Consider the following 21,585-nt stretch of genomic DNA (forward strand, 5'->3'; position numbering starts at 1 on the left):
CCCCTGTTGGTCGCTTGCGTGTCGTCCCCGGCCGGGTCACACCCAGCGCAGGACGTCGTCGGCACTGGTCAGCGCCGTCGCGGCGGGCACACCGGTCAGCGTGGGCACCCTGAGCCGCGGATAGACGGTGACGCCGCGGAACCGGGACCCGGGCCGCAGGACGGCCCCGTCGCCGATCGCCGTGAGCCCCTCCAGCCGGGTGGGCCGGCCGCGCTCCGAATGGATCACCGCCATCGGTCCGACGTAGGACTCCGAGACGTCGGCGTGGGAGCCGATCACCGCGGACTCGCCCACGGCGGAGTGCACCAGCGTGCTGCCCTCGCGGATCTCGGCCCCGTCGCCGACATCCGTGTGCTCCAGCCGCACGCCCGGCCCGATCTCGACGTCGTGGCCGATGCGCACCCCGGGGCCGATCAGCACCGACCCCTCCTCGATCTTCTGGGCGAGGGTGGTGCCAGTCAGGTCGTCCTTCGTCTGCAGGCTGCTCTCGTGGATCAGGCCGTGCGATCCGGCCTGCCCGGACCGCTCCATGAGCCGGTTCATCTGCTCGTACGCCCCGTCGAGTACGAGCCGCAGCGTGTCCAGATAGTCCTGTACGTTGCCCAGGTCGCCGAGTCTGCCGATGGCGTGCGCGGCGACCGGGTGACCGTGCCCGGCCAGCCAGGGCAGCAGGTCCCCGCCCCAGTCCAGCCGCTGGTGGGACTGCCGGAACAGCTCCGGCTCCCGGGCCAGCAGCCGCAGCCGGCCGCAGTCCACCAGATACATCCCGGCGTTGGTGGGCAGGGTCGTCCGCTCGTCGGCGACCGCGTCCGGGAACAGCTCGCGCAGCCGGGCGACGGCCGGCTTCTCGACGAAGCCCGTCACCAGCCCCCGCGCGTCGGTGCGCAGCACGCCGTACTTGCCGGCGATCTCCCGGGCCGTCCGTTCCACCGCGGCCACCGTCACCACGGCTCCGCGCCGCTCGTGCGTCGCCCGCAGCTCTTCCAGGTCGAAGTCGAAGAGCGAGTCGACCGGCAGCACCAGGGCCTGGCCCTGAAGATCCCACTGTTCGAGGTTGTGCAGCGTGGCTCCGGCCGAGCCCACGTTGTAGCGCTCCAGGCGCGAACGGGAGTATCTGACGTCCACCCCGTGCCGCTCGCCGTGGCCCAGCAGCAGCTTGATCTGATGACGGTTCTCCAGACCGTGGGCCACCACATAGAAACGGCGGACGCCCTGGTCCCTGCAGGCCTCTACGACCCATTCGATGAGTCGCCTTCCGACAAACGGAATGAGCGCCTTGCTGCGAATGTAGTCGGACGATTCCAGAGTGATGGGCTTGGCCCGCTCACCCCTGCCGCCCGCGAGAATGATTCCGATGGTCTCCGGATTCCGACGAGGCACTTTCGCTTCCCCCTATGAGTCCGTCGGACGTCCGCCCGGACCCTCGGTCAGCCCCATTCCGGGTCGTGGTCAGGGGAGTTGGCCGACAGGACGGCCGTCGTGCCGTGCGCGGCCTGCTCGGCCGACTGGACGCCGAGTCCGAGGAGGAGCATGAGGGCGAATATCGCGCTGAATCGCTTGGCAGTCGTTCCCTTGGAATTCATGTGGATTCCCTCCCAGGTGGCTGATAGGCGCTGTTGCCTCCGCCGCAAGAAGCATGCATCAGTGAGCAGCCGGATTTCTTCGCTTGGTAGCCTCGTGATCGCGCATTGCGCATTTCTGAAGGGGGAACGAATGTGCAGGAAGTCGGACAATCTCTCCCATACCAATGTGATCAGACTCTGCGACGAAGGTTTGGCCCGCTACCGGGAAGCGCTCTCGAAAGGTCCGATTGATGGCGATGTCCCTGACTGCCTGGTCGAGTTGGGGCTGATGCGACCGTTGGCCGAAAACCCGCGGATCATGGGCGTGGTGCCGCCCGACATCGCGGTGAGCGAGTTCTGCCGCCCCATCGAGCGCGCCATCCTCGTCCAGCAGCAGGCCGTGGCGGCCGTGCGCGAGGCGCTGAGCGCCGCGGAGGACGTCTACCGCGAGGAACAGGGCACCGCCTCCGCGAACATCCGTCTGCTGCACGGCGAGGACGTCATCAGCGCGGCCCTGCAGAAGTCGGCGGACGCCTGCCGCGCGGAGCTGCTGACCGCCCAGCCCGGCGGCGGTCGGGCGACCGCACTCCTCAGCAAGGCATTACGGCGCACCCTGGAGCTGGCCGAACGAGACATCCGCCAACGCACGCTCTACCAGCACTCGGTACGCACGCACGGCCCCACCCTCGCCTACATAGAACAGGTCACCGCGGTGGGCGTCGAGGTCCGCACCCTCAACGAACTCTTCGACCGCCTGATCATCTTCGACCGCAGGACGGCTTTCATCCCCGACCCCCGGCACGACCTCAAGACGACGGCCCTGACGATCGAACACCCCGCGATCGTCCACTACCTGGCCACGGTCTTCGACCACGCCTGGCGGCGCGCGGAACCCCTCAGCATCACCCAGGAACAGGCGCGCCCCCCGCTGATGACCGACGAGACCCGGCGCACGATCCTGCGCCTCATGATCGAGGGCCACACCGACGCGGCGATCGCCAAGCGCCTCGGCATCAGCGCCCGCACGGTCTCCACCCACATAGGCAAAGCCGCCGAGGCCCTGAACAGCAAGAGCAGGGCCCAACTGGCCTACTCCCTGGCCCAGTCCCGCCTCCTGGACGACCACCCAGCGGACTGACGAACCCAGAACCCACCGCCGACCACCAGCAGGCCCACCCCACAGGGGCCACCCCACCCCGACGCCGAAACCAGCCCCCACCGGTGAACCCGCCCCACGGGGGCCACCCACGCCCGACGACGAAGCCTGCCCCCAGGGACCCGGCGTCCACCGCCGGCGAGTCCACCCCACAGGGGCCACGCGCACCCGACGACGAAGGCTGCCCCCACGAACCCGCCACCCGCCGACGGGGAATCCACCCCACTGGGCCACCCACCCCCAACGACGAAGGCTGCCCCACGGATCCGCCACCCACCACCCGCCACCCGCCGACGGCGAATCCGCCCCACAGGGGCCACCCGCACCCGACGACGATTGCTGCACGGGTGGTGCGGGTGGGAACGAAATCCCCGCCGATGGCGAAGCCGAGGCGCGCGCTACCCCCGCACCGCGGCCAACACCCGAGCCACCTCCGCACCCCCCACCCCAACCGCCGCCGGAACCCCCCGCACCGAAGCCCCCGGCAACCGCACCCGCAGGGCCCGCACCACCGGCTCCAGCAACCGCGGCGCAGCAACCACCACCGACTTCCCCGTCCACGCCCCGAGTTCCACAGCCGCGGCGGACAACCGGGCATCGTCCAGATAGACAAGGTGCGCATGCCCCAGCCCCGGCGCAGCCGCCCGCGCGGCCAGCGCCAGCCGCGTACCCGCCTCACCGACGGAGATCAGCCGCGCCGCAGCCACCGACGGCACGCTCGACTCCCAGGAGAGATCCACCCCCGCCCCCTCCCCGAGCAGCAGACAGTGCGGCCGCCCGGACCGCACCGCCTGCCGCACCACCGCCCGCGTCTCCTCCTCGCCGCAGGGCACGGCCAGCGGTATCCCGGACAGCCCCCGCACCTCGTCGTACCCCTCGGGAAACCCCTCGGGCGGCATCACCACCGTCGCCCCCGCCTCCAGGCACTCCCGCCAGAGCGACCGCGGCGCCACCGCCCGGCCCTCCACCGCGCCCGGCGTGACGACCACGAACGGCCTGAACCCCGCCGCCCCCAGCCCCGTCACCATCTGCGTCAGCACGGCGCCCGCGTTCGGCAGCGAGAAGAAGCGGTCCGGGTGGGCCGCCTCGAACGGATGGTGCTTGTCGCGGGGCAGCGTCTCCAGACAGACGACCCTGCCGTCCCGCCCGGCGACCGCCGTCAGCTCAACTCGAAAGGCGTCCCGCCCGGAGAGGGTCACCACGCCACCACTTTCCCCCGTCGTTTCCCCCGTCGGCGGACCCCGGCGGCCGTACCCCGCTCCACCGTGCCCGCGTCCACCTGCTCCCAGAGCGACCGTCACCGGGACACGCACGCCCCGCCCGGCCGCTCACCGGGCCGCCTCCCGCACGGATCCCGACCCCACCCCGCCGGCCGGCAGCCCGCACGCGGAGATCGCCCGGATCGCGCTCCCGGCGGTCATCACCGAAGCCTCGCCGGACGTCACGGCACTCTCACCGGACGTCACGGACACCTCACCGGTCAACCGCGCCCCACGCCGTCGACCGTGCGGATCTCCAGCAGCAGGTGCTCGACGACATCATCGCCGTACTCGTCCTCCACCAGCTCCACGGACCGCACCACCTCAAGGTCCCGCCCGCACTCCCGCGCGATCCCGCGCAGCTCCCCGAGGACACCGCGGCTGCTGAAGTGCAGCAGCGCCCGGCCGCCCGGGGCGAGCAGCAGCGGCGCCTCGGCCAGATAGCGCCGGTGCGTGCGGTAGCCCGGATCCACATAGGCGCGCTCGTGCATGGACCGGTACGTGTAGTCCTCGGGCGCACGGACGTAGTTGGAGCTCCAGAAGACCGTGTCGAAACGTTCCTGCTGAAGTGCCGAGAACAGATCGCTCCGCACCGCCCGCACCCGGTCCGCCACCCCGTGCCGCGCCGCGTTGAGCGCCGCGTTCTCGACCGCCCGAGGGTTCACATCGGCGGCGACCACCCGCTCGCACCCGGCGAGCGCGCTGCACACGGCGATGACACCGGTGCCGCAGCCCATCTCCAGGAACGAACCGCTCCAGTCGCCCGGGCCCGCCGGCGCGAGCCCGAGCAGATCGAGCGCGACGGCGGTCGACGGCGAGAACACCGGAGCAAACACTTCGTCAAGAAGGTCCCAGCGCAAGCCCAACAGACCGAACTCAACCGGCCGGTCCGGCCGCGTCAGCGACAACCGGCTGCGCTCCAGCGACCGTACGAAACTCTGCGTTCCCGACATGTCTCAGTCCCCCCGCCGGACACTCCGCGGCCGCCGCGCCGCCGACTTCCCGGCACGCGGTCAGGGCTATTGTCGGGTGACCGAACGCGACGGAGGAATGTGCAGAGGTAACCGCTGCGCACCGGCCGAGCGGTGCTCCGGTCACCGTGGGGTGCACCCTGGCGGGCGATTCCGGCCAAAGGTCAGCCCAAGGGTACTGGTTCCAGCCATCGTTGACGCCTGTCGTGCACGCAATCTAGGTTCACGAAAGCTCTGCAGAGCCACGCGCTGCAGGCGCCGCAGATCAACTGGGGGTGAGGTCGATGCGGCACACGGACGACTTCGTACAGGACGAACTGCTCAGACTTCTCGAACTGCTCGCCACCGAAGCCCCGCCCGACCGCTTCGAACCTCCCCCGGACACCCGGTCCGGCGCACCGGTGCCGCCCGAGTCCCTGGCCCTCCTCGACCACGCACGCACCCTGGCCCTGGACATCCACGGCCTGTTCGCCCGCCGCCAGCAGCGCGAGTCCGCCCTCGCGGCCCTCGTGGACACCGCACGGGAACTGACCCTCCCCTACGACGTGGACACACTGCTGCAGGTGATCACCCGCCGGGCCCGGCTGCTCCTCACCTTCGACATGTCGTGGATCACCCTCAGGGACCCCGTCGACGGCCGCTCCCACGTCCGCATATCCGACGGCCACGCCTCCACGCTGACCCCGGGGTTCGTGGTCCCGGCCCAGGGCGGCGTCGGCAACGCGGCGGCCGAACGCTCCGCCCCCTTCTGGACCGCCGACTACCTCACCGACGACCGCTTTCCGCACTCCGCGGTCACCGACGAGGTGGTCACCGCGGAAGGCCTGCACGGTCTGATGGCGGTGCCCCTGAAGGAAGGCAGCCGCACCTTCGGCGCGCTCTACGGCGCCGACCGCTCGGTGCGCCACCTCACGCCCGACGAGATCACCCTGATGTCCTCCCTGGGCGACCTCGCCTCCCTGGCCATCCAGAAGGCCCGGCTGCTCGCCCAGACCCGGACCGAGATCAGCGAACTGGAACTCGACGTGTCCCGGGCACTGGACTCCTCCACCGCCGAGCGCATGGTCGGCGGCGTCCACACCCGGCTGATCGACATGGTGCTGAGCGGGTGCGGGCTCGGCGAGGTGGCCGCCCGCGCCGCGGCCGAACTGGGCGGCGCCCTGATGGTGCGCGACGCCACCGGCCGGACCGTCGCGGTCACGGACGGCTTCCCGGACTTCGACGAGGCGGAGCTGTTCAAACGGACCCTGGACGCCCACACCGAACTCGCCCCCATCCCCTCCGCCGACGGCCTGTGGCTGTGCCCGGCCACCGCGGGCCGCGAGGTGCTCGGCACGCTGATCCTGGCCACGGACAGCCCGGCCATCGACTACCAGCTCCGGCTGCTACGGGCCACGGCCCAGTCCACCGCCGTCCTGCTGCGCATCCAGGCCGGCGCCGAGACCTCCGCCGACGGGGGCCGCAGCCGCCTGCTCCAGGACCTGATCGGCGACTCGCCCCGCGCGCCCGAACAGCTCGCGGTGCACGCCCGGCGCCTCGGCGTCGCCCTGGACGACCCGCACGTGGTGCTGATCGCCCGGCCGGACGGCGGGGCGAGCGGCCGCGCCCTGGTCTGGGCCTCGTCGTACGCCCATCGCATGGCCGGACTGCAGACCATCGTGGACGACTGCCTGGTGCTGCTGGTCCCGGGCACGGACTCGGGGGCCGCCGGCCGGGCGGTCACGGCCGAGCTGTCCTCGGTGACCGGCCGCCGGGTCACGGTCGGCTCCGCCGGGCCGGTCGCCCGCCCCGGCTCGGTCCACGGCACGTACCGGGAGGCCAGACGGTGTCTGGAGGCGCTCACCGCGCTCGGCACCGAGGGCGGCAGCGCCTCGGCACAGGAACTGGGCTTCCTCGGTCTGCTGCTCGCGGACAGCCCCGACATCACGGCCTTCGTGCAGACCACGATCGGCCCGGTGATCGCCTACGACGACCGGCACTGCACCGATCTGATCCACACCCTGGAGGCCTACTTCGCCTCCGGCGGCAGCCCCCGCCGGGCCGCCGAGGCCCTCCATGTGCACCCCAACACCGTCTCCCGGCGCCTGGAACGGATCAACGATCTCCTCGGGCCCAGCTGGCAGGAGCCCATGCGCGCGCTGGAGGTGCAGCTCGCCCTGCGGCTCCAGCGCACCCGGCACACGGTCCGCTCGCCCCTGTCCCCCTGCTGAAACGAAAAGGCTGTGGGCCCCGGATGATCCGGGGCCCACAGCCTTGTTCGGTCACCGGCCCTCGGGCCGGTCCCTCATCGTGTGTCAGCCGTTGCGCTTCCAGCGCGGCTTGTCCTCACGGCGGCCGAAGGAGCCGCCGGTGCCGCGGTGGTCGTCACGACGGCCGAAGGGGCGGTCGTGACCGGCGGACCGGAAACCCGGGCGGTCGTCGCGGCGCTCGCGGTTGAACGGCCGGTCGCTGCCCCGGTGCCCACCGCGCTCGTCGCGGCGGAAGCCACCGCGGTCGTCACGACGCTCGAAGGAACGGCCGCCACGGTCGCGGTCGAAGGGACGACGCTCGTCGCGACGCTCGAAGGAACGCCCACCACGGTCACCCCGGTCCTCACGGCGCTCGAAGCCACGCTCGCCGCGGTCACCCCGGTCCTCACGGCGCTCGAACCCACGGCCACCGCGGTCGTCACGACGCTCGAAACCACGGTCACGGTCACGGTCCCGGTCGAACGGCCGACGCTCGTCCCGGCGCTCGAAACCACGGCCGCCACGGTCGTCACGACGCTCGAAACCACGGTCACGGTCGAAGGGACGACGCTCGTCCCGGCGCTCGAAGGAACGCCCACCACGGTCACCACGGTCACCACGGTCCTCACGGCGCTCGAAGCCCCGCTCGCCGCGCTCACCACGGTCCCGGTCGAAGCTGCGCCGCTCCTTGCGCTCGTACGGCGCCGAAGCCGCCGGACGCTCCTCGCGCTCGGCCGGCTCCTCGGCCACGGACGCCTCGACCACGGCCTCCGCCGCGGCCGCCTGGGCCTCGGCCACCGCCGTCTCAGGGTCCTCGCCGCGCTCGCGGGCGACCCGCGCGACCAGCCGGTCGGCCTCCTCGCGCAGCTCGGCCGCGCGGCGCTGCGCCCGCTCCAGCTGCTTGGTGAGCTGGGCGACCTCACGCTCGGCCTGCTGGGCGGAGTTGCCCGCGGACTCGGCCTGGACCTCGGTCATGGAACGGGCGCCGGTGATCTCGGCGACCTCCGGATCGAAGGCGGCACCGCCCTGGATGATGTGGCGCGCGGCGTCGACACCGGCGTCCTCCATCAGGCGGAAGATCTGGCGCCGCTGGTGCGGCAGGGACAGGGACACCACCGTGCCCGTACGACCGGCACGCGCCGTACGGCCCGCGCGGTGCAGATAGTCCTTGTGGTCGCCGGCCGGGTCCACGTTCAGGACGAGGTCGATGCCGTCGACGTGAATACCCCGGGCCGCGACATCGGTCGCGACCAGCACATTCACGTACCCGTCCTTGAAGTCGGCCAGCGTCCGGGTGCGGGCGCCCTGGGTCATGCCGCCGTGCAGCGCGTCGGCCTTGGCACCGGCCTCGCGCAGCTGCTCGGCGACGCGGTCGGCGCCCAGCTGGGTGCGGACGAAGATGATCGTGCGGCCCTTGCGGGAGGCGATCGCGGCGGTGACCGGCGCCTTGTCCTTGGGCTTCACGATGAGGATGTGGTGCGACATGGTCGTCACCGCGCCCTGGGCCGCGTCGACCTCGTGCGAGACGGGCTCGTTCAGGTAGCGGTCGACGAGGGTCTGGATCTCGTTCTCCATGGTCGCGGAGAACAGCATCCGCTGGCCGCCCGCCGGAACCTGGTCGAGCAGCTCGGTGACCTCGGGCAGGAAGCCCAGGTCGGACATCTGGTCGGCCTCGTCCAGAACGGCGATCTGCACATCCTCGAGGGAACAGGCACCACGGTTGATGATGTCGCGCAGACGGCCGGGCGTGGCGACCAGAATGTCCACCCCACGCTCCAGCGCGTAGATCTGGTTGCCCATCGACGTACCGCCGCAGACGACCTTCATCTTCAGGCCGAGGACGTCGCCGTACGGCTGGAGGGCGTCGGCGACCTGCATGGCCAGCTCGCGGGTCGGGGTGAGGATGACGGCGCGGGGCTTGTGCTTCTGGGTGCGGCCGCCGGCCAGCGTGGCCAGGGTCGGCAGACCGAAGGAGAGGGTCTTGCCGGAACCGGTGCGGCCACGGCCGAGGATGTCCTTGCCGGCCAGGGCGTCCGGGATGGTCGCGGCCTGGATCGGGAAGGGGGTGGTGACGCCGTTCTGCGCGAGCTTGCGCACGATGCCCTCGGGGAGGCCGAGGTCGGCGAAGGTGGTCTGGGGGGACTGGGTGTCAGCGGTCTCGATGACCTCGGTCACCAGGTCGTCGTCCTGGGTGTTCTCGGACACGACGATGGGATCAGTACTGGACACGGACATGCGAATGCGAAACCTTCCGGAGTCTCGTCGGCACGCGCCCGTCAACTCCGTGAATCGCTCACGACCGCCTCAATGCGGTCCGCCACGGCAAGGGAGAGTACGCGCCACACGGCGCGCTCTGCGGTGGCGCCGGGCAAATGGGATCAAACGATCTACCACCATACGCACCCAACACCCCCCAAGGCAAACCGAACCCAGGAGACGCTGCTCACGTCCCTACGCGGGCGCCCCCGCCGCAGGAGCCGGCTCACGCTGAGCCAACTGGGTGCTCGTCTCCTCGTGGGCCGACGAGGACGGCTCGGCGGACGGCGGCGGTGGCGAGGCGGGCGTCGGCTCTTCGGTCGGCGTCGGCTGCGGCTCGGGCGTCTGTGTGGGCGTCGGCTCGACAGTCCGCGTAGGAGTCGGAACCACGGTCCGACCCGGCTTCGGCGGTGCCGCCGACACACTGCCCGTCGCGGACGGCGTGGCCGAGGCCGAGGCCGACTCCCCCCGCTTCGCCTTCCCGCCGTGCTCGTGCTTGCCGTCCCCGGACCGGCCGCCGTAGCCGAGGCCTCCCCCGCCCGCCACCGGACCCCCGTCGGGCGCCTCACCACCCCGCTGCCCCGCCGAATGCGAGGGCCTGGCCCGCCCGGCGTCGTCACCCACACTCACACAGCCGGCGGCAGCCGAGACGGCCAGCACCGTGACGACCAGACGGACGGGTACGTACAAGGGGCGCACGGCGGCCACCTCCGGAGGCAGGAAGGAGTCAACCTCCCCAACTCCCGCCGCCCGCAAGAGGACACGCGCCCCGTTCGAACGGTTACCCCGGAGATTCACCCGTACCCGAGCGCATGCAGCCGGGCGTCGTCGATGCCGAAGTGATGCGCGATCTCATGCACCACGGTCACCTCGGCCTCGGCGACGACATCCTCGCGGCTCTCGCACATCCTCAGCGTCGGCCCCCGGTAGATCGTGATCCGGTCCGGCAGCACCCCCGCGTACCACTCGCCCCGCTCGGTCAGCGGCGTCCCCTCGTACAGTCCCAGCAGCTCGGGATCGTCCGCGGCCGGTTCGTCCTCGACGAACACCGCGACGTTGTCCATCAGCCGCGTCAGCTCCGGCGGGATCCGGTCGAGCGCCTCGGCGACCAGTTCCTCGAACTCCTCGCGCGTCATCTCCAGCACACGGACATTGTCCGGTACGGCAGGGCCGTACGAGAGCGGCGAACCGTCGCATATCCGCGCCCCAGCGCGGGCATACGGCCCCAATGGCCCGCGTCCGCGTACCCGTCGCAGCCCGCCGCACCCGCAAGCCCGCCGCCCTCCCCACCCCCGAACTGGCGGCCCGCCCCCGCCCCTGGCTCAGCGCCCTCGGACTCACCGCGGTGGTCCTCGCCGGCGCCTGGCTGGGCCTGCTGATCGTCGGGAACGTACGAACCCCGGTCGGCCCGATGAACACGACCATGGCACTGCGCCCCTCCCTCACCGGCGGCACGAAGATCAACGTCTCCCCGCTGGGCGCACTGACCCTGGACAGCCACGTCGCCCCCGTCCGCCTGGACGTGAACGTCGACCAGCTCGACCCACTCCGCTCCCAGGCCCTCGTCGACCACCCCGAGCGACTCTCCGGCCTCCAGACCGAAGTGGCCCGGGACGTCGAGCACGGCACGCTCGACCTGGCCGTGCGCTCCTCGGTCGCCGTGGTCTCCGGCGCCACGGCCCTCGGCCTCGCCGTCTACCGCCGCCCGCGCCGAGCCCTCACGGCCGGCGGCCTCGCCCTCGCCCTGCTCGCCGCCTCGGGCGCGACGGCGTACGCCACCTGGAACCCCAAGTCGGTCCTGGAGCCGAAGTTCTCCGGCCTGCTGTCCTCGGCGCCGTCCGTAGTCGGCAACGCACGCAGCATCGTCACCGAATTCGACGTCTACCAGAAGGAGTTGGCGCGCCTGGTGACGAACGTGACCAAGCTGTACGACGTCACCTCCACCCTCCCCGCCTACCAGCCGGACCCCACCACCCTCCGGGTCCTGCACGTCTCCGACATCCACCTCAACCCGGCGAGCTGGAAGATCATCGCCTCACTGGTGGAGCAGTACAAGGTGAACGTGATCGTCGACTCCGGCGACACGATGGATCACGGCACGGCGGCGGAGAACGGCTTCCTGGACCCGATCGGGGACCTGGGCGTGCCGTACGTCTGGGTCCGCGGCAACCACGACTCCCCGGCCACCCAGCGCTACCTGCAGCACATCCGGAACGTGCACGTCCTGGACGACGGCCGGGCACAGACGATCGCCGGCCTGCGCTTCGCGGGCATCGGCGACCCCCAGTTCACCCCCGACCGCTCGGTGACACCGGGCGGGGACGCGGCCGAGAAACTGGCGGGCGACCGCCTCGCCGCGGCCCTGCGCGACCAGCGGGCGGCCGGCACACCGGTCGACGTGGCGATCGCGCACGAACCCTCCGCGGCCCGCGAGACGGACGGCGAGGTACCCCTGGTCCTGGCGGGCCACCTCCACCACGAGGTGACGGAGGTCATGAGGTACGGCACCCGGCTGCGCATCGAGGGCTCGACGGGCGGCAGCGGCCTGCGCGCCGTGGAGGGCAAGTACCCCGACCCGATCGAGGCCTCGATCCTCTACTTCGACCGCGCCGGCCGCCGCCTGCAGGCCTGGGACGAGATCAGACTGGGCGGCCTGGGCCTGACGACGGCGGAGGTCAGCCGCCACCTGCCCGAGGAGAACCAGCCGGGTGCGGCACCGTCCCCCGCCGCACCCTCGCCATCAAGGTCGTAAAACCGTTTTGGCGATACTCCCCGCCATCCCATATGCTTCTCACGTCCCCGACGCGCTGAGAAGCGCCCAGGCGGGCCGATAGCCCTCATCGTCTAGCGGCCTAGGACGCCGCCCTTTCAAGGCGGTAGCACGGGTTCGAATCCCGTTGGGGGCACGCAATACCGTGTGCGACACTGTTGCACGCACAGCTTGGTCCTGTGGAGCAGTTTGGAGTGCTCGCCACCCTGTCAAGGTGGAGGCCGCGGGTTCAAATCCCGTCAGGACCGCTGAGGTTTCCCCGGAAACCTCGTGGCTGGGTAGCTCAGTTGGTACGAGCGATCGCCTGAAAAGCGATAGGTCGCCGGTTCGACCCCGGCCCCAGCCACAACCCGAAGGCCCCGTTCAGTGGAACGGGGCCTTTGTCGTGGGTGAACCGGTGAACCGCTTGGCACGGCGGCCGGGCGGCGCTACGTTCTGGCTGATCGAAGCGTGCATGCCGGGGGGCGGGGACGATGAGCCGGGACGAGGCCAGAGCGATTCGGGATACCGAGTTGGAGAAGGATCGGGCGCGGTACGGGCTGCTTGCGGTCGTCATCAGCAATCTCGCCATCGCCGGGGTCGCGATCTTCGGGGTGTGGCGGCTCGACGGGGACAAGGCCGTGATCGTCGGTGTGCTGACCGCCGCGTTCACTGCGGTGAGCAGCATGACCACCGCCTACCTGGGCATCAAGGCCGTCTCCAACACTGCGAAGTCGATCGCCCTCGGAGAGGGGCCGGGTCGGCCGCGTACCGAGGCGGCGCCACCCGCTCAGCGCACGCCCTGAGCGCCGCTGCACAAATCGTTCGCCAGTGATTTCCCCGAGGTGAGATCCTGGACCGCGTATGTCTACGCATCCAGTCCCCGCCCTCGGCACCCTCGCCCCCCGTCTGACCGAGCTGTCGCTGCGCGACGCGCACCGCCTCGGCCGGCGGCTCGAGGGCGCGCGCAAGATCCGTAATCCGGAGGCCCGCGCCGCCGTCCTCGCCGAGATCGAGGCCGAGGTCGGCAAGGCCGAGGCGCGGATGGAGGAGCGGCGCACCCGGCTGCCCGCCATCGGGTACCCGGAGCAGCTGCCCGTCAGCCAGAAGAAGGACGTGATCGCCGAGGCCATCCGCGATCATCAGGTTGTCATCGTCGCCGGTGAGACCGGGTCCGGGAAGACGACGCAGATCCCGAAGATCTGTCTGGAGCTGGGGCGCGGCGTCCGGGGCATGATCGGGCACACCCAGCCCCGCCGTATCGCCGCCCGTACCGTCGCGGAGCGGGTGGCGGAGGAGCTGCGCACCCCTCTCGGGGAGGCCGTCGGCTGGAAGGTCCGGTTCACCGACCAGGTGAATCCGGACGCCACCTTCATCAAGTTGATGACGGACGGCATCCTGCTCGCCGAGATCCAGACCGACCGTGAGCTGCGCGCCTACGACACGATCATCATCGACGAGGCTCACGAGCGGTCTCTCAACATCGACTTCCTGCTCGGCTATCTGGCCCAGCTGCTGCCGAAGCGGCCCGATCTGAAGGTCGTGATCACTTCTGCGACCATCGATCCCGAGCGTTTCTCGCGGCATTTCGGGGACGCGCCGATCATCGAGGTCAGCGGGCGGACGTATCCGGTGGAGGTGCGGTACCGGCCGCTTCTGGAGGAGTACGCCGAGGACGCTGCGGACGCCGACCGGGACCAGATCACCGCGATCACCGATGCCGTCGAGGAGCTGATGGGCGAGGGGAAGGGCGACATTCTCGTCTTCCTCTCCGGTGAGCGGGAGATCCGGGACACGGCGGACGCGCTGACGAGGAAGCAGTACCGCTTCACCGAGATCCTGCCGCTGTACGCCCGGCTCTCGCACGCCGAGCAGCATCGCGTCTTCCAGCCGCACACCGGGCGCAGGATCGTTCTGGCGACCAACGTGGCCGAGACGTCGCTGACCGTCCCCGGGATCAAGTACGTCATCGACCCCGGCTTCGCCCGGATCAGCCGCTACAGTCACCGCACCAAGGTCCAGCGGCTGCCCATCGAGGCGATCTCCCAGGCCAGCGCCAACCAGCGCAAGGGCCGCTGCGGCCGTACCAGCGACGGCATCTGTATCCGGCTGTACAGCGAGGACGACTTCGACGCCCGCCCGGAGTTCACGGATGCCGAGATCCTCCGGACGAACCTCGCTTCCGTGATCCTGCAGATGACCGCGGCCGGTCTCGGCGACATCGAGAAGTTTCCCTTCATCGACCCGCCGGACCATCGCAACATCCGCGACGGTGTGCAGTTGCTGCAGGAGCTGCACGCGCTGGATCCGGCTCAGAAGGACCCGCGCAAGCGCCTCACCGACACCGGCCGCAAGCTGGCCCAGCTGCCCGTCGACCCGCGCCTGGCGCGGATGGTCCTGGAGGCCGACAGGAACGGTTGTGTCCGCGAGGTCATGGTCATCGCGGCCGCGCTGTCCATCCAGGACCCGCGTGAGCGGCCGGCCGACAAGCAGGCCCAGGCGGACCAGCAGCACGCCCGCTTCAAGGACGAGACCAGCGACTTCCTGGCCTACCTGAACCTGTGGCGGTACATCCGCGAGCAGCAGAAGGAGCGGGGGTCCAGCTCGTTCCGGCGGATGTGCAAGCAGGAGTTCCTGAATTTCCTGCGCATTCGCGAATGGCAGGACATCTACACCCAGCTGCGCACGGTGGCCAAGCAGATGGGCATCCACCTGAACGAGGAGGACGCCGCCACCGACCGGATCCATGTCTCCCTCCTCGCCGGCCTTCTGTCCCACATCGGGATGAAGGATGTGAAGGACGGCAACAAGAACGAGTACCTGGGCGCCCGCAGCGCCAAGTTCGCGATCTTCCCGGGTTCGGCGCTGTTCCGGAAGCAGCCGCGTTTCCTGATGTCGGCCGAACTCGTCGAGACCTCCCGGCTGTGGGCGCGGGTCAACGCGAAGATCGAGCCCGAGTGGGTCGAGCCGCTGGCCGAGCACCTCCTGAAGCGGACGTACAGCGAACCGCACTGGGAGAAGGACCAGGCGGCCGTGATGGCGTACGAGAAGGTCACGCTGTACGGCGTCCCGATCGTGGCCCAGCGCAAGGTGAACTACGGCCGGATCGACCCCGAGGTCAGCCGCGAGCTGTTCATCCGCAACGCGCTGGTCGAGGGCGACTGGCGCACGCACCACAAGTTCTTCGCCGACAACCGCAAGCTGCTCAGCGAGGTCGAGGAGCTGGAGAACCGGGCGCGGCGCCGGGACATCGTCGTGGACGACGAGACGCTGTTCGACTTCTACGACCAGCGGGTGCCCGAGCACGTCGTCTCCGGCGCCCACTTCGACTCCTGGTGGAAGCGGAAGCGGACCGAGCAGCCCGACTTCCTGGACTTCGAGCGCGAGATGCTCATCCGGGAGTCGGCGGAGGCGGTCACCAAGGCCGACTATCCGGACAGTTGGCGGCAGGGGCCGTTGAAGTTCCGCGTCACCTACCAGTTCGAGCCCGGCGCGGACGCCGACGGGGTGACCGTCCACATCCCGCTCCAGGTTCTCAACCAGGTCACCGACGAGGGCTTCGACTGGCAGATCCCGGGCTTGCGCGAGGAGGTGGTGACGGAGCTGATCCGTTCCCTCCCCAAGCCGATCCGCCGCAACTATGTGCCGGCGCCGAACTACGCGAGGGCGTTCCTGGAGAAGGCGGTGCCCTTGCAGGAGCCCCTGACCATCACGATGGCCCGGGAGCTCAAGCGGATGGTCGGCGTGCCCTTCGAGGCGGAGGACTTCGACTGGGCGAAGGTCCCCGACCATTTGAAGATCACCTTCCGTATCGTCGACGAGCGGCGCCGGAAGCTGGCCGAGGACAAGGACCTGGAGGCGCTCAAGCTCCGGCTGAAGCCCAAGGCCCGCAAGGCCCTCTCCCAGGCCGCGGCCGCGACCGCCTCCCGGCAGGGCGGCGAGTCCCTGGAGCGTACGGGCCTCACAGACTGGACGATCGGCGCGCTCACCCGGGTCTTCGAGACCCGCCGGGCAGGGCAGCCGGTGAAGGCGTACCCGGCGCTGGTGGACGACGGCGACACGGTCTCGGTCCGCCTGTTCGACACGGAGGCCGAGCAGGCGGAAGCCATGTGGAAGGGCACCCGGCGGCTCATCCTGCGCAACATCCCGGTGAACCCGGCCAAATTTGCGAGCGATCGCCTGACCAACGCCCAGAAGCTGGCGCTGTCCGCCAACCCGCACGGCTCCGTCCAGGCTCTGTTCGACGACTGCGCGATGGCCGCGGCCGACAAGCTGATCGCCGACTTCGGCGGGCCGGTGTGGGACGAGGAGTCGTACCGGAAGCTGTACGACAAGGTGCGCGCGGAGATCGTGGACACGACGGTCCGTACGGTCGCCCAGGTGCAGCAGGTCCTTGCCGCCTGGCAGGCCTGTGAGCGCCGTCTGAAGGCCGTGAAGAGCCCCGCCCTGCTGGCGAACCTGGCGGACGTCCGTAAGCAGCTGGACGCCCTTGTGAAGCCCGGTTTCGTGACGTGGGCGGGCATACGGCGGCTGCCCGACCTGATGCGCTACCTGGTGGCCGCGGACCGGCGCCTGCAGCAGATGCCGACGGGTGTCCAGCGGGACACCACCCGCATGGAGAAGGTCCACGAGATGCAGGACGAGTACGCCTGGCTCCTGGAACAGCTCCCGCAGGGCCGGCCGGTGCCGCAGCAGGTGTTCGACATCCGCTGGATGATCGAGGAGCTGAGAGTCAGCTACTTCGCCCACGCGCTGGGTACGGCGTACCCCGTCTCCGACAAGCGGATCGTGAAGGCGATCGACGCGGCCGTTCCGTAATCGCTCCTGCACAGAGGGTGAGTTCGACCAGATGGCTCACCCTCCTGTACAGTCTCTTCTCGCAGCGCAACGCACCATCAAGCGCCGCGAAACCTGGTCCTGTGGAGCAGTTTGGAGTGCTCGCCACCCTGTCAAGGTGGAGGCCGCGGGTTCAAATCCCGTCAGGACCGCAGAAGGAAGGCCCTCATCCGAACCGGATGGGGGCCTTTCGCTTGCCGCCGCGACCGGCCCGGCCACCCTGTCCAGGTGGAGGCCGCGCCCGCGGCGGAGCCGCAATCGAATACAGCAAATCCCGTCAGGACCGCAGAACAGAAGGGCCCCCGCGAGGGGGCCCTTCCGCTGTTCCCGGTGATGGCCGGAGCGGCCGCTCGCGGGCTTGACGGCGTCACTTTCCGCCGGTACCCAGAAACCAGGGCCCGTCCCCCTGTGCGGCCCCTGGAGGTGGCGTATGGCGGCATCGGCCAGGCACGAGACGCGGGCGCTGCTGAGGGCGCACCTGGCGGCCTCCTCGTCCTATCGGCACCTCACCCGCCACTGCCCGATCTGTCATCACCTGCTGCGGCTGGCCATGGCCGCCGACCCCTGCTCCCAGGACGCGAGCGACGAAGCCGCCCTGGAGGACGAAAGTCCTCGCAGCGCGTGACCAAGGCCCGGCCCAACACCCGCCTGGACGTGGGACGCTGGAACGCGTGCTTCCACTACCGCACGCGAGCCAGAGGCAACAAGGACTCCGGCATGTGACGGGAGTCACCGGATGAGTTTCTGAAACGGCGGAACTTACCCCCCTCCTACAACTGGTCAATTTAATATGTGCAATTGCACCCAGCTCAGGGATGGTGCACAGCCGTTCCGACACCCCTCCCCAGACTCCGACAAGCCTGCTCACAGGCGCCCGGGCCCACCCCCGTCGGCGCACAAAAAGATCGCGCTGGACCCGGCGGAGTCCAGCGCGATCGACGACGCACCCTGTGTCGCTGCCTACAACGTTCTCTTCGGCTTGGGCGTGGGCCCTGTTGGGGCAGGTCCCGCGTCGCTTGGAGCTAGGGGTTTCGGACGCCTCGGCGGGTTGGGGGACCAGCCGGTTTGCCCGGTTATTCAGTTGTTCAGGCCTCGCTGCGCTGCTGCGGGATGCCCGCGAGCAGAGCGCGGACCTCGGCCTCGCGGTAGCGGCGGTGCCCGCCGAGCGTACGGATCGAAGTGAGCTTGCCGGCCTTCGCCCACCGCGTGACCGTCTTCGGGTCCACGCGGAACATCGTGGCGACCTCAGCCGGGGTCAGCAGCGGCTCGGCATCAGGGGTGCGAGCGGTCATGAGCGGCCTCCTCGGGAGAACCGAACCTTCTCGGTTCTTTCCTCTAAATTCTGCACCTTGACCCACGTTGCCCGAAATGGCGGACGCGGGCCGAGTCGGTTATAGGACGAACGGCTTGTCCTCGGCACTACAACTACACCATCTGTCCAGCCACGTCGGCCAAACCGATGGAATTGCCCTCCCAGGTGTTCATCAGCGACGGAAGCCGATGGACCATGCCATAGCGGACAGTCACGCCGCTGTGACGATCAGTCACAGTGGCGATCAGGAGTCACCAGACCCCCCAAAGCGTGCAATGCAGAGATTCCGCCCGCAATGGAGCATAGTTGGACGGACGGAGCCTTCCCCGGGCTCCTTGTCCTATTTTGGCACGAGGGTCGGCAACGGACGCAAGAGCCGCGTAAGTGCCGTCCGTCACCCTTGAGACAAAAGCCCGGATCGGGACCAACGTCCCGTCAGGTGGTCTAGGCAGGTAGAACGTACGTCGTTCGGTGCCGATTTGACCGTGACGTACGTCACTCAGTTCGCGGAACGCCGGTCCCGTACCGCCCGCCACCGCTCCACCAGGCGCCCGTAGGCCTCCCCTGCGGCCATCCCGTCACCCCGGCGCAGCGCCTCGATGCCGTCGGCCACGTCCTGCGCCGAGTGGTCGTCCTCCAGTTCGCCGGCCGACAGCGCGTGCACCAGGCCGCCGTAGTCCAGCTCCACGACCGAGCGCGGGTGGAACTCCTCCAGCCAGCGGCCGACGTCCACCAGGCCGTCGATCAGCGGCCCCTCCTCGATGGCGTCCTTCAGCGTGCGCAGCGCCCGCGCCACCCGGCGCCGGGCCTGGACCATCGGGGTGCGGTAGCGCAGCATCGGCGGCAGCTCGCCGGACGCCTTCTCGTACCGGCGCTCGCTGTCGGAGACCAGCACGAACCAGTTCAGCGGGACCTGCCAGGTCGCCGTGCGGATCCAGGGGCGGGCGTCCGGGTTGCGGGCGAGCCAGCGCTCGTAGTCCTGGGCGGCCTGGCGGCGCACCACCGGCGGCAGCACCGCGTCCAGCACCGGCGGTGGCAGCTCCTCGGCGAGCGAGTCCAGGGCCTGCCAGCCGCGCAGCCGGGTCCGCCAGGGGCAGACGCAGACGACTCCGTCGACGTCCAGCACGAAGGCGTCGCTGCTCTCGTGCACCGGCACCGGGATCGGCGGGGTGGGCAGCAAGTCGATGAGGGAGCGGCGCAGTTCGTCCTGGTAGGAGGGGCGGTCGGGGCGGCGGGCGTAGCGCGCCCAGTGGGTGCGCTCGGGCTCCGGGAAGGCGGCCAGCGGCTCGTACACGCGCAGGTACGCCGCATAGGGGACGACCACGGAGGACACCTTGGGCACGCCTGCTCCCTCCCCATCGGACCCGGCTCGAAACCCTTGCAAATCGTCCCACGGTCATGCGTGCACGAGCGGCGCGGGAGAGTGATCCTGAACACTGCGCGGATGGCTGGAAGGCACAGGCTCTACGCTCATGCCAGCACCCCGCCACCCGCACGGGGGCTACGCCCCACCTGCCGCTACTTACTCAGGAGTCACCACAGTGACCGACGTAACCGGCGCACCCGCTGATGTCCTGCACACCCTGTTCCACTCGGACCAGGGGGGCCATGAGCAGGTCGTGCTCTGCCAGGACCGCGCCAGCGGCCTCAAGGCCGTGATCGCCATCCACTCCACCGCCCTGGGCCCGGCCCTCGGCGGCACGCGCTTCTACCCCTACGCGACCGAGGCGGAGGCCGTCGCCGACGCCCTCAACCTCGCGCGCGGGATGTCGTACAAGAACGCCATGGCCGGTCTGCACCACGGCGGCGGCAAAGCCGTGATCATCGGCGACCCGGAGCGCGACAAGACCGAGGAACTGCTGCTCGCCTACGGGCGCATGGTCGCCTCGCTCGGCGGGCGCTACGTCACCGCCTGCGACGTCGGCACGTACGTCGCCGACATGGACGTGGTGGCCCGCGAGTGCCGCTGGACCACCGGCCGCTCGCCCGAGAACGGCGGGGCCGGCGACTCCTCCGTCCTCACCGCCTTCGGCGTCTACCAGGGCATGCGCGCCTCCGCCCAGCACCTGTGGGGCGACCCCTCGCTGCGCGGCCGCAAGGTCGGCATCGCGGGCGTCGGCAAGGTCGGCCACCATCTGGTGGAGCACCTGCTGGCCGAGGGCGCGCAGGTCGTGATCACGGACGTACGACGGGATGCTGTCGGGCGGATCTCCGACCGGCACCCGGCCGTGCAGGTGGTCGCCGACACCGATGCCCTGATCCGGGTCGAGGGGCTCGACATCTACGCCCCCTGCGCCCTGGGTGGTGCCCTGAACGACGACACCGTGCCGGTGCTCACCGCGCAGGTGGTCTGCGGCGCCGCCAACAACCAGCTCGCCCACCCGGGCGTGGAGAAGGACCTCGCCGACCGCGGGATCCTCTACGCGCCGGACTACGTGGTGAACGCGGGCGGGGTGATCCAGGTCGCCGACGAGCTGCACGGGTTCGACTTCGAGCGGTGCAAGGCGAAGGCGGCGAAGATCTTCGACACCACGCTGGCCATCTTCGCACGCGCGAAGGAGGACGGGATTCCGCCGGCCGCGGCGGCCGACCGGATCGCCGAGCAGCGTATGGCCGAGGCCCGCGCGGCACGCTAGAGGCGCGCCACAGGCCGTGAAGGAGCCGCGATCGGGTGTCCGGTCGCACAGATGAGCGGTACCCGCCGGCGGGAACTTAGAGAGAACTCTCACTTCCACCGGCGGGTCGTACCCCGATAAGTGGTTAAAATCGCCACTGACCAGCGAGGACGGGGCGCCTCGAGGGTCCTGGGCACACGCGCGTGCTGCGGGCGACGTACCGTATGGGCGCGGGCTCAGGTACCGTGGAAGCCCTACGGACCGGCCCCTCTGCGGAGGGTCCGTTCCGGATCATGAACGCGTGTCAGACTCTGGGGCCGTCAAGCCCCGTCACCGAGGGGGTCGAGCCATGGGGCGCGGCCGGGCCAAGGCCAAGCAGACAAAGGTCGCCCGCCAGCTGAAGTACAACAGCGGTGGGACTGACCTGTCACGTCTGGCCAGTGAACTGGGCGCATCGACTTCGAGCCAGCCGCCGAACGGCGAGCCGTTCGAGGACGATGAGCATGACGAGGACGACCTGTACTCGCGCTACGCCGACCTCTATGAGGACGACGACGAGGACGAGGACGAAGGTCCCTCACAGCACCGTCGCGGCGCTTGACCTTGCATGGAGCACCTGCCCGGTCGGTGGCACAGCCACC

General features: G+C 70.2%; 17 protein-coding genes and 4 tRNA genes. 13 read left to right on the forward strand and 8 right to left on the reverse strand.

The features are described 5' to 3' along the window. Positions 1–36: 36 nt before the first annotated feature. Positions 37–1,380 (reverse strand): sugar phosphate nucleotidyltransferase, encoded by a 1,344-nt coding sequence (locus ACZ5DS_RS26805; protein ID WP_468243170.1) that lies wholly within the window; start codon positions 1,378–1,380, stop codon positions 37–39. A gap of 47 nt (positions 1,381–1,427) precedes the next feature. Then, positions 1,428–1,583 carry a hypothetical protein gene (locus tag ACZ5DS_RS26810; RefSeq protein WP_468243173.1) on the reverse strand — a complete coding sequence of 52 codons (156 nt, stop codon included), beginning with the start codon at positions 1,581–1,583 and terminating at the stop codon, positions 1,428–1,430. A gap of 268 nt (positions 1,584–1,851) precedes the next feature. Between ACZ5DS_RS26810 and ACZ5DS_RS26815 the strand changes: the two genes are divergently transcribed. Beyond that, positions 1,852–2,700 carry a helix-turn-helix transcriptional regulator gene (locus tag ACZ5DS_RS26815; RefSeq protein ID WP_468243175.1) on the forward strand — a complete coding sequence of 283 codons (849 nt, stop codon included), beginning with the start codon at positions 1,852–1,854 and terminating at the stop codon, positions 2,698–2,700. A 416-nt stretch (positions 2,701–3,116) separates the two neighbouring features. Here the strand turns inward: ACZ5DS_RS26815 and ACZ5DS_RS26820 are convergent, their stop codons facing one another. Next, positions 3,117–3,920: a transketolase family protein gene (locus ACZ5DS_RS26820; RefSeq protein WP_468243178.1), complete on the reverse strand. Its 804-nt coding sequence runs from the start codon at positions 3,918–3,920 to the stop codon at positions 3,117–3,119. A gap of 278 nt (positions 3,921–4,198) precedes the next feature. Beyond that, entirely contained in the window at positions 4,199–4,801 is a 603-nt protein-coding gene (locus ACZ5DS_RS26825; RefSeq protein WP_468243180.1) for a methyltransferase, read from the reverse strand. A 431-nt stretch (positions 4,802–5,232) separates the two neighbouring features. Between ACZ5DS_RS26825 and ACZ5DS_RS26830 the strand changes: the two genes are divergently transcribed. Beyond that, positions 5,233–7,158 (forward strand): helix-turn-helix domain-containing protein, encoded by a 1,926-nt coding sequence (locus tag ACZ5DS_RS26830; protein WP_468243182.1) that lies wholly within the window; start codon positions 5,233–5,235, stop codon positions 7,156–7,158. Between the two features lie 84 nt (positions 7,159–7,242). Here the strand turns inward: ACZ5DS_RS26830 and ACZ5DS_RS26835 are convergent, their stop codons facing one another. After that, a complete protein-coding gene (locus ACZ5DS_RS26835) occupies positions 7,243–9,411 on the reverse strand; it encodes a DEAD/DEAH box helicase (RefSeq protein ID WP_468243185.1) in 2,169 nt (722 codons plus the stop codon). 265 nt (positions 9,412–9,676) lie between these two features. On the opposite strand from ACZ5DS_RS26835, the gene ACZ5DS_RS26840 reads away from it, so the two are divergent. Further along, positions 9,677–9,955, forward strand: coding sequence for a hypothetical protein (locus ACZ5DS_RS26840; protein WP_468243187.1), 279 nt, complete (start codon positions 9,677–9,679; stop codon positions 9,953–9,955). Positions 9,956–10,226: 271 nt separating this feature from the next. Here the strand turns inward: ACZ5DS_RS26840 and ACZ5DS_RS26845 are convergent, their stop codons facing one another. Further along, positions 10,227–10,577 (reverse strand): metallopeptidase family protein, encoded by a 351-nt coding sequence (locus ACZ5DS_RS26845; RefSeq protein ID WP_468243189.1) that lies wholly within the window; start codon positions 10,575–10,577, stop codon positions 10,227–10,229. Positions 10,578–10,660: 83 nt separating this feature from the next. Between ACZ5DS_RS26845 and ACZ5DS_RS26850 the strand changes: the two genes are divergently transcribed. From ACZ5DS_RS26850 to ACZ5DS_RS26885, 8 genes are all read left to right on the forward strand, one after another. After that, complete coding sequence (locus tag ACZ5DS_RS26850) at positions 10,661–12,184, forward strand: metallophosphoesterase family protein (RefSeq protein WP_468243192.1); 1,524 nt, start codon at positions 10,661–10,663, stop codon at positions 12,182–12,184. 81 nt (positions 12,185–12,265) lie between these two features. Then, positions 12,266–12,338: transfer RNA gene (locus tag ACZ5DS_RS26855), tRNA-Glu, on the forward strand. A gap of 37 nt (positions 12,339–12,375) precedes the next feature. Beyond that, positions 12,376–12,450, forward strand: a tRNA-Asp gene (locus tag ACZ5DS_RS26860). Positions 12,451–12,474: 24 nt separating this feature from the next. After that, positions 12,475–12,548 (forward strand) — tRNA-Phe (locus tag ACZ5DS_RS26865). Positions 12,549–12,675: 127 nt separating this feature from the next. Continuing rightward, positions 12,676–12,987 (forward strand): hypothetical protein, encoded by a 312-nt coding sequence (locus ACZ5DS_RS26870; protein WP_468243194.1) that lies wholly within the window; start codon positions 12,676–12,678, stop codon positions 12,985–12,987. Between the two features lie 58 nt (positions 12,988–13,045). Then, positions 13,046–16,999 (forward strand): ATP-dependent RNA helicase HrpA, encoded by a 3,954-nt coding sequence (gene hrpA, locus ACZ5DS_RS26875; protein WP_468243196.1) that lies wholly within the window; start codon positions 13,046–13,048, stop codon positions 16,997–16,999. Between the two features lie 95 nt (positions 17,000–17,094). After that, positions 17,095–17,169, forward strand: a tRNA-Asp gene (locus tag ACZ5DS_RS26880). A 278-nt stretch (positions 17,170–17,447) separates the two neighbouring features. Continuing rightward, entirely contained in the window at positions 17,448–17,642 is a 195-nt protein-coding gene (locus tag ACZ5DS_RS26885; protein ID WP_468243199.1) for a DUF6274 family protein, read from the forward strand. A 460-nt stretch (positions 17,643–18,102) separates the two neighbouring features. Here the strand turns inward: ACZ5DS_RS26885 and bldC are convergent, their stop codons facing one another. Both bldC and ACZ5DS_RS26895 read right to left on the reverse strand, forming a co-directional pair. Then, a complete protein-coding gene (gene bldC, locus ACZ5DS_RS26890; RefSeq protein WP_003949541.1) occupies positions 18,103–18,309 on the reverse strand; it encodes a developmental transcriptional regulator BldC in 207 nt (68 codons plus the stop codon). 519 nt (positions 18,310–18,828) lie between these two features. Beyond that, complete coding sequence (locus tag ACZ5DS_RS26895; protein WP_468243201.1) at positions 18,829–19,671, reverse strand: DUF8083 family protein; 843 nt, start codon at positions 19,669–19,671, stop codon at positions 18,829–18,831. A 199-nt stretch (positions 19,672–19,870) separates the two neighbouring features. Between ACZ5DS_RS26895 and ACZ5DS_RS26900 the strand changes: the two genes are divergently transcribed. Both ACZ5DS_RS26900 and ACZ5DS_RS26905 read left to right on the forward strand, forming a co-directional pair. Beyond that, complete coding sequence (locus ACZ5DS_RS26900; protein ID WP_468243203.1) at positions 19,871–20,965, forward strand: Leu/Phe/Val dehydrogenase; 1,095 nt, start codon at positions 19,871–19,873, stop codon at positions 20,963–20,965. Positions 20,966–21,293: 328 nt separating this feature from the next. Then, positions 21,294–21,545: a DUF3073 domain-containing protein gene (locus ACZ5DS_RS26905; protein ID WP_067000810.1), complete on the forward strand. Its 252-nt coding sequence runs from the start codon at positions 21,294–21,296 to the stop codon at positions 21,543–21,545. Positions 21,546–21,585 lie beyond the last annotated feature (40 nt).

The organism is Streptomyces sp. NPDC031100, assembly GCF_055570785.1.